This window comes from Aquabacterium parvum (assembly GCF_001447195.1).
In the GTDB taxonomy this organism is placed as follows: domain Bacteria; phylum Pseudomonadota; class Gammaproteobacteria; order Burkholderiales; family Burkholderiaceae_C; genus Aquabacterium; species Aquabacterium parvum.
Genome location: NZ_LFRI01000045.1, coordinates 128,416 through 141,588, shown reverse-complemented (window position 1 = coordinate 141,588; position 13,173 = coordinate 128,416). Strand labels below are relative to the sequence as shown.

Genomic DNA, 13,173 nt, shown 5'->3' with positions numbered 1-13,173 from the left:
CGATCACTTCCAGCCCACCGGCTTGCCCGCGGTGTCCACCACGGAAGCCCACTGCTTGCGGACCAGTTCCTTCACGTTGGCGGGCAGGGGCACGTACTCCAGGTTGCCAGCGGCGGTGTCGCCATTGACATAGGCCCAATCGAAGAACTTCAGGGCTGCAGCGGCCTGGGCCGGCTTGTCCTGCGACTTGTGCATCAGGATGAAGGTGGCGCCGGTCAGGGGCCAGGCGTCCTTGCCGGCTTGCTCGGTCAGGATCTGATAGAACGACTTGTTCCAGTCAGCGGCGGCGGCGGCGGCCTTGAAGGTCGCGTCATCAGGGGCCACGAAGTTGCCAGCCGCGTTCTTGAGCAGCACATGCGACATGCGGTTCTGCTTGGCATAGGCGTACTCGACGTAGCCGATCGAGTTGGGCAAGCGCTGCACGAAGGCCGAGACACCCTCGTTGCCCTTGCCGCCAGCGCCGGTCGGCCAGTTGACGGCGGTGCCCTCACCCACCTTGGACTTCCACTCGGCGTTGACCTTCGAGAGGTAGTTCGTGAAGATGAACGTGGTGCCGGAGCCGTCTGCGCGGCGCACCGGAGCGATCGGGGCATCGGGCAGGGGCACGCCAGGGTTCAGCGCCACGATGGCTGCGTCGTTCCAGCGGGTGATCTTGCCCAGGTAGATGTTGCCGATCAATTCGCCGGTCATCTTGATCTGGCCGGGGGCGATGCCCTTGATGTTGACCACGGGCACGACGCCACCGATCACAGTGGGGAACTGGATCAGGCCGTCCTTGGCCAGGTCCGCGTCCACCAGGGGCATGTCAGAGGCACCGAAGTCAACGGTCTTGGCCTTGATTTGCTTGATGCCTGCACCCGAGCCCACCGATTGGTAGTTGACCTTGACCTTGGTGGCGTTGCTGTAGTCAGCAGCCCATTTGGCATACAGCGGTGCGGGGAAGGTCGCGCCGGCACCGGTCACGTCGTTGGCCAGAGCCACGCCGGCGACCAGGGACAGGGCCATGGCGGCGGCAGCGGTGCGGATCATCTTGAAGCTCATGAGTCGCCTTTCAGGGAACGTCAGACAAAAGGAAGTTGACGCGGCGGACTGTATCGACCCATTGTGACGGTCACATGACAACCCGTGAGGGTGTTGTCACGAACGTCACAAGCCGAGCGAGCCATGTCATGTGACAGTCATTGTCATGTCATGGTCACCGATCTGTCACGAGGGCCTTCTATCTTGCCGATCAGCCGCCGAAGCGGCGTCGTCCACCCCTATGGAGCTCCCCATGACCTTTCACAAGAACACCCGCCTGTCTCGTCGCCTGGTGATGAGCGCACTCGTTTGTGGCACCCTGGCCCAGTTTGCCGGCTGCGCCACCACCGACAGCGCCCCCGCCAACCTGCAGGCCGTTGCTTCCCGCGATCCGCAATTGAGCACGTTCGTCAAACTGACTCAGCAAGCTGGCTTGGGCGATTTGCTCACCGGCGTAGGCCCGGTGACGGTGTTCGCCCCCACCGACGAGGCTTTCCGCGCCCTGCCCGCCGCCACGCTGGACAAACTCGGCAAGGATCCCGAGGCCCTCAAAGCCGTGCTCAAGCACCATGCCGTCGCCGGGGCGACCACCCGCGCCGCCCTGAACGCCGACACCACCACCGTCACCACCCTGGCCGGCACCAAGCTGGTGCTTGCCAAGGCAGGCGACTTTGTCACCGTGGACGAAGCCCTGGTGACCCAGGCGGACGTCACCGCCAGCAATGGCGTGCTGCACGTCATCGACCGCGTGCTCACGCCGCCCAAAAAATAAGCCCCGTCGCTGATTCAAGGCGACTTGCTCAGGGAACAAAAAAGCCCCCGAGGGGGCTTTTTCCGTTGTGTGAGGGGTTCGAGAAGACCTCAGGCAAGCGTTGCCGCAAGCTGCTCTGCGCAGGCGTCGGCCAGGGCCTTGTCACTGGCCTCGACCATCACGCGCACCAAAGGCTCTGTTCCCGACGCCCGGATGAGCACGCGCCCTTTGTCAGCCAGCCGAGCCTCAACGTCGCTGCGAGCATGCTGAAGCGGCAGGTGGTTCTGCCAGTCCATGCCCGGCTGAAGACGCACGTTGATCAAGCGCTGCGGATACAACTCCACCCCCTGGAGCCAGGAGGACACGCTGCGTGCGCTGCGCACCACCGCCTGCAAGATCGCCAGCGCGCTGACGATGCCATCACCCGTGGTGTGACGGTCCAGCGCGATCAGGTGACCCGAGCCCTCACCGCCCAGCTTCCAACCTTTGGCACCCAGCTCTTCCAGCACGTACCTGTCGCCCACCTTGGCGCGCACGAAATCGATGCCTCGCTGCTTGAGTGCCACCTCGACAGCCATGTTCGTCATCAAGGTGCCCACTGCGCCCGGCACGGCTTCGCCCTGGTCGATGCGGTCGGCCACCATGACGTACAAAAGCTCGTCGCCGTTGAAAAGGCGACCGTCTGCCCCGACAATCTGGAGCCGATCGGCATCTCCGTCCAGCGCGATGCCGTAGTCGGCGCCGTGCTGTTTGACCGCCGCCACCAGCGCCTCCGGGTGCGTGGCCCCGACACCCTGGTTGATGTTCAGGCCGTCGGGCGAACAACCGATGGCGATGACCTCGGCCCCCAACTCGTGAAACACCTCGGGCGCCACCTGGTAAGCCGCGCCGTGGGCTGCATCCACCACGATCTTGAGGCCCTTGAGCGACAGGTTCGACGCAAAGGTGCTCTTGCAGAACTCGATGTAGCGGCCCCGGGCGTCCTCCAGGCGACGTGCCTTGCCCAAGCTGTGCGAATCCACCCACTGCGGGGGCTCGCGCAATGCAGCCTCGACAGCCAGCTCCCACTCGTCTGGCAGCTTCTCGCCGCGAGACGAGAAGAACTTGATGCCATTGTCGCCAAACGGGTTGTGCGACGCGCTGATCACCACACCCAGGTTCAAGCGCAACGCGCGTGTCAGGTAGGCCACGCCAGGCGTTGGCAAAGGCCCGGTGAGCAAGACATCCACCCCAGCCGACGCGAAACCGGCCTCCAGGGCCGACTCGAGCATGTAGCCCGAAATGCGCGTGTCCTTGCCAATCAGGACCTTGGGTCGCCGACCGGAAGTGTGACGACGCACGACCTGCCCCACGGCGTGCCCCAACTTGAGAACGAAATCGGGCGTGATGGGCGCCTGGCCCACGGTGCCGCGGATGCCGTCGGTGCCAAAGTATTGTCTGGACATGAGCTGCTTGTGTGTGCGGAGGTCGCTGGATTGTCCACGGTTTTCGGTCAATCCAGCAGACCTGCAGCGCCCCAGACACGCAGCGCATCGACCGTTTCTGCAACGTCGTGCACCCGCACCACGGCCGCACCTCTTTGCACCGAAGCCAATGCAGCCGCCAAGCTGGCGGCCAGGCGCTGCCCGACGGGCCGACCAGTGAGCTCTCCCAGGGTGGATTTGCGCGACCAACCCAGCAGCAGAGGCCGCCCCAGGTCCAGGAGTTCCCCCTGGCGCTTGAGCAGCTCCAGGTTGTGTTGTGGCGTCTTGCCAAAGCCGATGCCGGGATCCAGCGTGATGCGCTCCAATCCGATGCCAGCGGTCGTGAGCGCATGCAAGCGCGCGCGCAGAAAGTGGTGGACCTCTTCGAGCACGTCGCTGTAGCTGGGTGCGTCTTGCATGGTGGCTGGAGAGCCCCTCATGTGCATCACGCACACACCGCAGGAAGGGTGGCGAGCGACCTCGGCCAGTGCCCCGGGTGCGCCCAGGGCCTTCACGTCGTTGATGATGTCAGCGCCAAGGTCGAGCGCACGCTGCATGACCTCTGTCTTGCACGTGTCGATCGACAAGGGCACACCCCAGGACATGGCACCGCGCAAAACGCCTTCGATGCGCGCCCACTCTTCGTCGGCAGGCACCTCGGGCGCACCGGGTCGGGTCGACTCGCCGCCGATGTCGAGGATGTCCGCCCCCTCCTCCACCAGCTTTTGAGCATGTTTGAGGGCTGCGACGGTGTCTGCATGCCGTGCGCCATCCGAAAACGAGTCGGGCGTGACGTTGACGATGCCCATGACACGCGGGCGGCTCAGGTCAATGGTGTAACGCGTGGTTTGCCAATGCTTCATGGCTGGTGACTCGACATGAAAAACGGGGCCGAAGCCCCGTTGTCAAAGGACGCCTTGGGGCGCCTGGTTCAAATCGCCGCTGGGGCGCCATCGGCGCTCATGGGCGGCTTGGGGCCGCTGCTGGGCCTGTTCGAAGGCGGCGTCCAGTCCTTGGGAGGACGGGGCTCACGGCCTTGCATGATGTCGTCGATCTGCTCTGCGTCGATGGTTTCCCACTCCAGCAGGGCCTTGGCCATCACGTGCATCTTGTCCTGGTTGTCTTCGATGAGCTTGCGCGCGATGGCGTACTGCTCGTCGATGATCTTGCGGATCTGCTTGTCCACCTTCTGCATCGTCTCTTCAGACATGTTGGTGGTCTTGGTGATCGAGCGACCCAGGAAGACCTCGCCTTCGTTCTCGGCGTAGACCACCGGACCGAGTTCGTCGGTCATGCCGTAGCGGGTGACCATGTCGCGGGCGATGGCGGTGGCGCGCTCGAAGTCGTTCGAAGCGCCGGTCGTCATCTGGTCCATGAACACCTCTTCGGCGATGCGACCACCGAACAGCACGGAGATGGTGTCGAGCATGCGGGTCTTGTCCATGCTGTAGCGATCGCCTTCGGGCAACTGCATGGTCACGCCCAAAGCACGGCCGCGCGGGATGATGGTGACCTTGTGCACTGGATCGGTCTTGGGCAGCAGGCGAGCGACCAAGGCGTGGCCGGCCTCGTGGTAGGCCGTGTTCTTGCGCTCTTCCTCGGGCATGACCATGGACTTGCGCTCGGGGCCCATCATGATCTTGTCTTTGGCCTTTTCGAAGTCCTGCATTTCGACCACGCGGCCATTGCGGCGCGCAGCGAACAAGGCGGCTTCGTTGACCAGGTTGGCCAGGTCGGCACCCGAGAAACCAGGCGTGCCACGGGCCAGGATGTCTGCGCGCACGTCTTGCCCCACCGGCACCTTGCGGATGTGCACGTTGAGGATCTGCTCGCGGCCGCGCACGTCCGGCAGCGTCACGTAGACCTGGCGGTCAAAACGACCTGGACGCAGCAAGGCGGGGTCGAGGATGTCGGGGCGGTTGGTCGCGGCGATCACGATCACACCCAGGTTGGTTTCGAAACCGTCCATCTCGACCAGCATCTGGTTGAGGGTCTGCTCTCGCTCGTCGTTGCCGCCACCCAGGCCAGCGCCACGGTGACGACCGACCGCGTCGATTTCGTCGATGAAGATGATGCAGGGTGCGTTCTTCTTGGCTTGCTCGAACATGTCGCGCACGCGGGCCGCGCCCACGCCGACGAACATTTCAACGAAATCGGAGCCGGAGATGGTGAAGAACGGCACCTTGGCTTCGCCAGCGATGGACTTGGCCAGCAGCGTCTTGCCGGTACCGGGAGGGCCGACCAGCAGCACACCACGGGGAATGCGGCCGCCGAGCTTCTGGAATTTCTGCGGGTCACGCAGGAAGTCGACGAGTTCCTTGACTTCTTCCTTGGCTTCGTCGCAACCGGCGACGTCAGCGAAGGTGATGTTGTTGTTGTTCTCGTCGAGCATGCGGGCCTTGCTCTTGCCGAAGCTGAACGCGCCGCCCTTGCCACCGCCCTGCATCTGGCGCATGAAATAGATCCACACGCCGATCAGCAGCAGCATGGGGCCCCACGAGACCAGCAGGCTCATGATGAGCGAGGGTTCTTCGCGAGGCTTGACGTCGAACTTGACGCCGTTGTTGATCAGGTCGCCGACCAGGCCGCGGTCGAGGTAGGTGGCGGTCGAGCGGATCTTCTTGTCATCGGTCGTGGTCGCGATGATCTCGGTCCCGCCACCGCCCTCTTGCAGGGTCACGCTCTTGATGCGCTTGGCGCGGACTTCCTCGAGGAACTCCGAATACGCCATCTGACCGCCGACCGCGCCAGCGCGATCGAACTGTTTGAACACGGTGAACAGCACGAGGGCCACCACCAGCCAGACAGCAACTTTCGAGAACCATTGATTGTTCACCGCGGCTCCTTCAACCCACAGTCACACCGGTTCGGCTGATGCTGGATGCATCCCCACACCGAACACGGATCCAAAAAACTGCACCGCCTTTGTCATGATGACGCAAAACAGTGCCGTCCTTCGCGGCATGTGGGGACCATTCTAGTGCAGTCAAGGGTTGACGCGTGGCGCCCAATCCCACATGAAACGCTGGAATTGAGGCCTTGACGATGCCTTGACGAGACAAAGTGACTCAGCGCGTCTTCAGACCGATGCCAACCAGGAAGGTTTCGGCCGATTTGTCGCGGGAAGCCTTGGGTTTGACCGGCTTGCAGACGCGGAAATTCGCCTTGAAGGCCTCCACCAGCTGGCTGTAGCCCGCGCCGTGAAAAACTTTGCAAACGAGCGCGCCGTCCTTTTTCAGGTGTTGCTGTGCGAAGTCAATGGCCAACTCGATCAGGTGAGCGATCCGGGCGCTGTCGGTCACGTCGATGCCGCTGAGGTTGGGTGCCATGTCCGAGATGACCACGTCCACCGGTCGGCCGGCCACCTCGTCCTGCAACCGCTGCAGCACGGCTTCCTCCCGAAAATCACCCTGGATGAAGGTCACGCCCTCGATCGGATCGAAGTCCAGCAGGTCCAGGGCGATGATGGTGCCATTGAGCTCACCCACGGCAGCGCCCCCCACGCCCACGTCCTTCGGTGCGAATTTGCGCCGCACGTATTGACTCCATGCGCCAGGGGCGGCACCCAGGTCCACCACCAACTGCCCGGGCTTGATCAAACCAAGGGCTTCATCGATCTCTTTGATCTTGTAAGCCGCTCTGGATCGATAGCCTTCTTTTTGCGCCAGACGCACGTATGGATCGTGGATGTGATCGTTCAGCCAAGCCTTGTTGACTTTTTTGCTTTTGGTTTGGACTTTCATGGCTCGATAATAGAGGGATGCCTGCAATTGAACTGACCACTTCCGAGCGCCGCGCCCTGCGCGCCGACGCCCACCACCTTGATCCCGTCGTGATGATCGGCGGAGACGGCCTGACGCCCGCTGTCGTCAAGGAGACCGACTCCGCGCTCAAGGCCCACGGGCTGATCAAGGTGCGCGTGCTCGGAGACGATCGCGCTGCCCGCGAAGAAATCTTTGCCCAGCTGTGCGACCAGCTCAACGCCGCGCCCATCCAGCACATCGGCAAGCTGCTGGTTATCTGGCGCCCGATGCCCGAGAAAGACACCGAGCAAGACGATGCCCGGCGCGGTGGCGCAGCCCCTCGCGAGGTCAAGATCCTGAAGTTCTCCAAGAGTGGCACGCGCCGCCCGGAGATCAAGAAAGTGACCGTGCTGGGCAACCAACGCGTGACGCCAGGCGGCCTCATCAAGCGCGCAAAAAAACGCATGACCAGCAAAAAATCAGGCTGATCTGATCGCATCTGCCAACATTTGACAGCAAAACGGCACCTTTGGGTGCCGTTTTTCATTCAGCGTGCCGTCATGCGCCAGGCCAACACCAGCACCAGCAAAGCCTTGAGCCAGTAAAGCGAGGCCGAGATGCCATGCAGGGCGGCAAAAGACAGGGCTGTGGGCTCGCCGGCCTTGGCTGCCTGGATCATGGGCTGCAGGGCGAAACCACCCAGCACCGTCAGAAACAGCGCCCCGAGCACCAGCAACAGGTTGGCGCTCATGGCGCTTTGGGAAGCCCCCTGCTCCACCTCGTCGCGCACACGCCGACGCTCCAGCACGAACAGCAAGATGGCGAAAGCCAGGCTCAGCCGGGACTCGATGTGGAAGATCTGGCCGGCACCTGCGCCAGCTTGCTGGCGCTCGAGCACACTGAACAAGGCAGGCGCCGCGATGCCACCGATGGCCAGCAAAACGCCCGCCCACAGACCAGAGAGCATCGACTGAAAACGAACAACCTTGCTCATCATCGACCAACGCCGCTCAAATGTAGCGAACTTCGATGATTTCGTAGCTGCGCTCGCCACCTGGCGCCTGCACCACGGCCACGTCACCAGCCTCTTTGCCGATCAGGGCTCGGGCGATGGGGGAACCAATGGAGATCTTGCCTTCCTTGAGGTCGGCCTCGTCATCACCCACGATCTGGTAGGTGACCACGTCGCCCGTGGCCTCGATTTCCATTTCGACGGTGGCACCGAACACCACCCGGCCGCCGGCATCCAGGTCTGCCGGATCGATGACCTTGGCGGCAGAGAGCTTGCCTTCGATTTCGTTGATGCGTCCTTCGATGAAGCCTTGCTTGTCTTTGGCTGCGTCGTACTCGGCGTTTTCCGACAGGTCACCCTGGGCCCGGGCCTCGGCAATGGCTTGCACCACGGCGGGACGCTCGACGTGTTTGAGGCGGTGCAGCTCTTCCTTGAGCTGCTCGGCACCACGCTTGGTGATGGGAATGGTGGACATGGCTGATGTGTCTTCCAAAATGAAGGAGCCGCGTCCCAGGCGCCGTCTCTGTGGAGGAGCGGCCGGGAGCGGCCCGTTGAATGCATGGCCGCGATCGGGCGAGCCCGACGCGGCAAGCTGGCAGTTTAGTGCAGTTTGGCGTGCAGTTCCTGCACCGAGTACACCACCAGGTCGTCCTGGTGCTTGAGCGCTTCCACAGCGGCTTCGCAGCCGGCCATGGTGGTGTAGTAAGTGACGCGGTTGGCCAAGGCTGCCTGGCGGATGCTGCGCGAGTCGGCAATGGCCGTGCGGGTTTCGTCCACGGTGGTGAACACCAGCTGGATTTCACCGGCCTTGATGGCGTCCGCGATGTGCGGGCGGCCGTCCTTGACCTTGTTCACCGGCTTGACCGGCACACCTGCCGCCGCGATGGCTGCCGCCGTGCCCTTGGTGGCCACGACGCTGAAGCCCAGGGCCACCAGGTCGCGGGCCACGCCCACGGCGCGCTGCTTGTCGCCGTCCTTGACGGAGATGCAGACCGTGCCCTTGGTGGGCAGGCGCGAGCCAGCGCCCAGCTGAGACTTCAGCATGGCTTCACCGAAGGTCTCGCCCACGCCCATGACCTCGCCGGTCGAACGCATTTCAGGGCCGAGGACGGGGTCCACACCCGGGAACTTGTTGAACGGGAAGACGGCTTCCTTGACGGTGAAGTAAGGCGGCACGACTTCGCGCGGGGCACGGCCGTCGGGCGACTTCTGCGTGGCCAGTTTTTGGCCTGCCATGCAGCGCGCAGCGATCTTGGCCAGGGGCTGGCCCGTGGCCTTCGACACGTACGGCACGGTGCGAGAGGCACGCGGGTTCACTTCGAGCACGTAGACGGTGGCGTCGTTCAAGCCCTTGGTCACATCGCCCTGGATCGCGAACTGCACGTTCATCAGGCCAACCACGTTCAGGGCCTTGGCCATCAGCGCGGTCTGGCGGCGCAGCTCGTCTTGCAGCTCGGCACTCAAGGTGTAGGGCGGCAGCGAACAGGCCGAGTCACCGGAGTGCACACCAGCTTGCTCGATGTGTTCCATGATGCCGCCGATCATCGTGGCCTCGCCATCGGCGATGCAGTCCACGTCGACTTCAACGGCGTCGTTGAGGAAGCGGTCGAGCAGCACGGGCGACTTCTCGGAGACGCGCACGGCTTCGCGCATGTAGCGCTCGAGGTCCTTGTCGCCGTGGACGATTTCCATGGCGCGGCCGCCCAGCACGTACGAGGGGCGCACCACCAGCGGGTAGCCGATTTCGTTCGCCAGCTTGATGGCGTCTTCTTCGTTGCGGGCCGTGCGGTTGGGCGGCTGCTTCAGACCCAGCTTGTGCAGCAGGGCCTGGAAACGTTCGCGGTCTTCGGCGATGTCGATGCTGTCAGGCGTGGTGCCGATGATGGGCACGCCATTGGCTTCGAGGTCGAGCGCGAGCTTGAGCGGGGTCTGGCCGCCGTACTGCACGATCACGCCAACCGGCTTTTCCTTGTCGACGATTTCCAGCACGTCTTCCAGCGTCACCGGCTCGAAGTACAGGCGGTCGGAGGTGTCGTAGTCGGTCGAGACGGTCTCGGGGTTGCAGTTGACCATGATGGTCTCGTAGCCGTCTTCGCGCATGGCGAGGGCGGCGTGAACGCAGCAGTAGTCGAACTCGATGCCCTGGCCGATGCGGTTCGGGCCACCGCCCAGCACCATGATCTTCTTCTTGTCGGTCGGCTCGGCCTCGCACTCGCCGCCTTCGTTCTCGTAGCACGAGTACATGTAGGCGGTCTGCGTGGCGAACTCGGCCGCACAGGTGTCGACGCGCTTGTAGACGGGGCGCACACCCAGGGCATGACGGGCCTTGCGCACGGCGTGCTGATCGGTGCCGAGCAGCTTGGCCAGGCGGCGGTCGGAGAAGCCCTTCTTCTTGAGGTAACGCAGCTCTTCAGCGCTCAGCGACTCCAGTTTGCGTGCCTTGACGTCGGATTCGGTCTTGACGATGTCTTCGATCTGGGCCAGGAACCAAGGGTCGACCTTGGTTTCTTCGAAGACCTCGTCCAGGCTCATGCCGATGCGGAAGGCATCCCCCAGGAAGCGAATGCGCTCAGGACCGGGTTCGCCGATTTCCTGGATGATTTCTTCGCGATCCGTGCTGATCTCGCTCAGGCCGTCGATGCCGGTTTCCAGGCCGCGCAGGGCCTTCTGGAAGGATTCCTGGAAGGTGCGGCCCATGGCCATCACCTCGCCCACGGACTTCATCTGCGTGGTCAGGCGGCTGTCGGCAGCAGGGAACTTCTCGAAGGCGAAACGCGGGATCTTGGTGACCACGTAGTCGATCGAGGGCTCGAACGATGCCGGGGTGGCGCCGCCGGTGATGTCGTTCTTGAGCTCGTCGAGCGTGTAGCCGACCGACAGCTTGGCCGCGATCTTGGCGATCGGGAAGCCCGTGGCCTTCGAAGCCAGTGCGGACGAGCGCGACACGCGCGGGTTCATCTCGATGACGACCATGCGGCCGTCGACCGGGTTGATCGAGAACTGCACGTTAGAGCCGCCGGTTTCGACGCCGATCTCGCGCAGGATGGCGATGGAGGCGTTGCGCAGCAGCTGGTACTCGCGGTCGGTGAGCGTCTGCGCCGGGGCGACGGTGATCGAGTCGCCGGTGTGGATGCCCATTGGGTCCAGGTTCTCGATCGAGCACACGATGATGCAGTTGTCCGCCTTGTCGCGGACCACTTCCATCTCGTATTCCTTCCAGCCGATCAGCGACTCTTCGATGAGCAGCTCATTGGTGGGCGACAGGTCGATGCCGCGCTTGCAGATCTCTTCGAACTCTTCGGGGTTGTAGGCGATGCCGCCGCCGGTGCCACCCAGCGTGAAGCTGGGGCGGATCACCATCGGGAAGCCAGAGCCGCCGATTTCGGCCTGGATGCTCTTTTGCACCGCCCAGGCTTCTTCCAGCGAGTGGGCGATGCCCGACTTGGCCGAGCCCAGGCCGATGGAGGTCATCGCGTCCTTGAACTTCAGGCGGTCTTCGGCTTTTTCGATCGCGTGCTCGTTGGCACCGATCATTTCGACGTTGTACTTGGCCAGCACGCCGTGCTTGTGCAGGTCCAGCGCGCAGTTCAGCGCGGTCTGGCCGCCCATGGTCGGCAGGATCGCGTCGGGGCGCTCCTTGGCGATGATGCGCTCGACCACCTGCCAGGTGATGGGCTCGATGTAGGTGACGTCCGCCGTGTTCGGGTCCGTCATGATGGTCGCCGGGTTGCTGTTGACCAGGATGACCTTGTAGCCCTCTTCGCGCAGGGCCTTGCAGGCCTGGGCGCCGGAGTAGTCGAATTCGCAGGCCTGACCGATGATGATCGGGCCGGCGCCGATGATGAGGATGCTCTGGATGTCTGTGCGCTTAGGCATTGTTCTTCTCCATCAGCGCAGTGAAACGATCGAACAGGTAGCTGATGTCATGCGGTCCGGGCGAAGCTTCCGGGTGACCCTGGAAGCAGAAAGCGGGCTTGTCGGTGCGGGCCAGGCCTTGCAGCGTGCCGTCGAACAGCGAGATGTGCGTGGCGCGCAGGTTGGCGGGCAGCGTCTTTTCGTCGACGGCGAAACCGTGGTTCTGGCTGGTGATGCTGACGCGGCCGTTGTCCAGGTCTTTCACAGGGTGGTTGCCGCCGTGGTGACCGAAGGGCATCTTGTAGGTCTTGGCACCGGAGGCCAGGGCCATGATCTGGTGACCCAGGCAGATGCCGAAGGTCGGGATGCCGGTTTCGATCAGCTCCTTGGCCGCAGCAATCGCGTAGTCGCAAGGCTCCGGGTCCCCGGGGCCGTTGGACAGGAAGATGCCATCGGGCTTGTGCTTGAGCACCTCGGCAGCCGGCGTCTTGGCGGGCACCACGGTGACCTTGCAGCCGCGCTCGGCCAGCATGCGCAGGATGTTGCGCTTGACGCCGAAGTCATAGGCCACGACGTGGAACTTCGGGGCGGTCTGCTTGCCGAAGCCTGGCTTGCCGCCCAATTCGGGGTTGGAGAGCTTCCACTCGGTTTCGTCCCACACGGCGACGTCGCTGCGGGTCACGACCTGGGCCAGGTCCTGGCCGGCCATGTTCGGTGCGGCCTTGGCTTTGGCCACCGCGTCGGCGATGACCGCGTCAGTGACATCCTGACCAACGGCCAGGGCGACGATGCAACCGTTCTGAGCGCCCTTGGAGCGCAGGATGCGCGTCAGCTTGCGGGTGTCGATGTTGGCGATGCCGACCGTGCCTTCGTCCTGCAGGTATTGCGAGAGGGTGCGGGTCTGACGGAAGTTGGAAGTGCGGATGGGCAGATCCTTGATGATCAGACCAGCGGCATGGACTTTCGTGGCTTCGACGTCTTCACCATTGACCCCGTAGTTGCCGATGTGCGGATACGTGAGGGTCACGATCTGGCGGCAGTAGCTGGGGTCGGTGAGGATTTCCTGATAGCCGGTGATCGAGGTGTTGAACACCACTTCACCGACCGTGTGACCGGCGGCGCCGATCGAAGTGCCAAGAAAGACCGTGCCGTCTGCGAGGGCCAGAAGAGCTTGGGGCAGGACGGGCAGCACGGGTTCGTTCTCCGTTTGTTGTGCGCGCCTGGCTCACCGTTTGCTTGAGACACCGTCAACGTGCAACAGCACATGGCCGGGACACGGACGCGACAAAAGCAAGGCCGATCATGTACATGCCAGATCGGCGCGGTTTC

At 63.5% G+C, this 13,173-nt stretch carries 11 protein-coding genes; 2 read left to right on the top strand and 9 right to left on the bottom strand.

Annotation, left to right across the window (positions count from 1 at the left end):
* Window positions 1–3 precede the first annotated feature (3 nt).
* Entirely contained in the window at window positions 4–1,041 is a 1,038-nt protein-coding gene (pstS, locus tag ABG80_RS01415) for a phosphate ABC transporter substrate-binding protein PstS (protein WP_058085990.1), read from the bottom strand.
* A 232-nt stretch (window positions 1,042–1,273) separates the two neighbouring features.
* Between pstS and ABG80_RS01410 the strand changes: the two genes are divergently transcribed.
* Window positions 1,274–1,792, top strand: coding sequence for a fasciclin domain-containing protein (locus tag ABG80_RS01410; protein ID WP_058086051.1), 519 nt, complete (start codon window positions 1,274–1,276; stop codon window positions 1,790–1,792).
* An 89-nt stretch (window positions 1,793–1,881) separates the two neighbouring features.
* On the opposite strand, the gene glmM is transcribed toward ABG80_RS01410, so the two are convergent.
* The 4 genes from glmM to ABG80_RS01390 all read right to left on the bottom strand — a co-directional run bounded on the left by glmM (window position 1,882) and on the right by ABG80_RS01390 (window position 6,977).
* Entirely contained in the window at window positions 1,882–3,216 is a 1,335-nt protein-coding gene (glmM, locus tag ABG80_RS01405; protein ID WP_058086050.1) for a phosphoglucosamine mutase, read from the bottom strand.
* Between the two features lie 47 nt (window positions 3,217–3,263).
* A complete protein-coding gene (folP, locus tag ABG80_RS01400) occupies window positions 3,264–4,097 on the bottom strand; it encodes a dihydropteroate synthase (RefSeq protein ID WP_058085989.1) in 834 nt (277 codons plus the stop codon).
* Between the two features lie 68 nt (window positions 4,098–4,165).
* Window positions 4,166–6,070: an ATP-dependent zinc metalloprotease FtsH gene (gene ftsH / locus ABG80_RS01395; protein WP_058085988.1), complete on the bottom strand. Its 1,905-nt coding sequence runs from the start codon at window positions 6,068–6,070 to the stop codon at window positions 4,166–4,168.
* A 232-nt stretch (window positions 6,071–6,302) separates the two neighbouring features.
* Complete coding sequence (locus tag ABG80_RS01390) at window positions 6,303–6,977, bottom strand: RlmE family RNA methyltransferase (RefSeq protein WP_058085987.1); 675 nt, start codon at window positions 6,975–6,977, stop codon at window positions 6,303–6,305.
* Window positions 6,978–6,994: 17 nt separating this feature from the next.
* On the opposite strand from ABG80_RS01390, the gene ABG80_RS01385 reads away from it, so the two are divergent.
* Window positions 6,995–7,465 (top strand): YhbY family RNA-binding protein, encoded by a 471-nt coding sequence (locus tag ABG80_RS01385; RefSeq protein ID WP_058085986.1) that lies wholly within the window; start codon window positions 6,995–6,997, stop codon window positions 7,463–7,465.
* Window positions 7,466–7,524: 59 nt separating this feature from the next.
* On the opposite strand, the gene ABG80_RS01380 is transcribed toward ABG80_RS01385, so the two are convergent.
* The 4 genes from ABG80_RS01380 to carA all read right to left on the bottom strand — a co-directional run bounded on the left by ABG80_RS01380 (window position 7,525) and on the right by carA (window position 13,036).
* The gene (locus ABG80_RS01380) at window positions 7,525–7,971 is read right to left on the bottom strand and encodes a DUF4149 domain-containing protein (protein WP_058086049.1); all 447 of its coding nucleotides are present in this window, start codon (window positions 7,969–7,971) and stop codon (window positions 7,525–7,527) included.
* A gap of 16 nt (window positions 7,972–7,987) precedes the next feature.
* The gene (greA, locus tag ABG80_RS01375; RefSeq protein ID WP_058085985.1) at window positions 7,988–8,464 is read right to left on the bottom strand and encodes a transcription elongation factor GreA; all 477 of its coding nucleotides are present in this window, start codon (window positions 8,462–8,464) and stop codon (window positions 7,988–7,990) included.
* A 125-nt stretch (window positions 8,465–8,589) separates the two neighbouring features.
* On the bottom strand, window positions 8,590–11,865 hold the full coding sequence (carB, locus tag ABG80_RS01370) for a carbamoyl-phosphate synthase large subunit (RefSeq protein ID WP_058085984.1): 3,276 nt from the start codon (window positions 11,863–11,865) through the stop codon (window positions 8,590–8,592).
* On the bottom strand, window positions 11,858–13,036 hold the full coding sequence (gene carA, locus ABG80_RS01365; RefSeq protein ID WP_058085983.1) for a glutamine-hydrolyzing carbamoyl-phosphate synthase small subunit: 1,179 nt from the start codon (window positions 13,034–13,036) through the stop codon (window positions 11,858–11,860). The genes carB and carA overlap by 8 nt, the downstream gene beginning before the upstream one ends.
* Between the last annotated feature and the right edge of the window lie 137 nt (window positions 13,037–13,173).

Coding starts and splice junctions, on each gene's coding strand:
- carB (WP_058085984.1), bottom strand. CDS start 11,865: ATGCCTAAGCGCACAGACATCCAGAGCATCCTCATCATCGGCGCCGGC.
- ABG80_RS01390 (WP_058085987.1), bottom strand. CDS start 6,977: ATGAAAGTCCAAACCAAAAGCAAAAAAGTCAACAAGGCTTGGCTGAAC.
- ABG80_RS01385 (WP_058085986.1), top strand. CDS start 6,995: ATGCCTGCAATTGAACTGACCACTTCCGAGCGCCGCGCCCTGCGCGCC.
- glmM (WP_058086050.1), bottom strand. CDS start 3,216: ATGTCCAGACAATACTTTGGCACCGACGGCATCCGCGGCACCGTGGGC.
- folP (WP_058085989.1), bottom strand. CDS start 4,097: ATGAAGCATTGGCAAACCACGCGTTACACCATTGACCTGAGCCGCCCG.
- ABG80_RS01380 (WP_058086049.1), bottom strand. CDS start 7,971: ATGAGCAAGGTTGTTCGTTTTCAGTCGATGCTCTCTGGTCTGTGGGCG.
- pstS (WP_058085990.1), bottom strand. CDS start 1,041: ATGAGCTTCAAGATGATCCGCACCGCTGCCGCCGCCATGGCCCTGTCC.
- ABG80_RS01410 (WP_058086051.1), top strand. CDS start 1,274: ATGACCTTTCACAAGAACACCCGCCTGTCTCGTCGCCTGGTGATGAGC.
- greA (WP_058085985.1), bottom strand. CDS start 8,464: ATGTCCACCATTCCCATCACCAAGCGTGGTGCCGAGCAGCTCAAGGAA.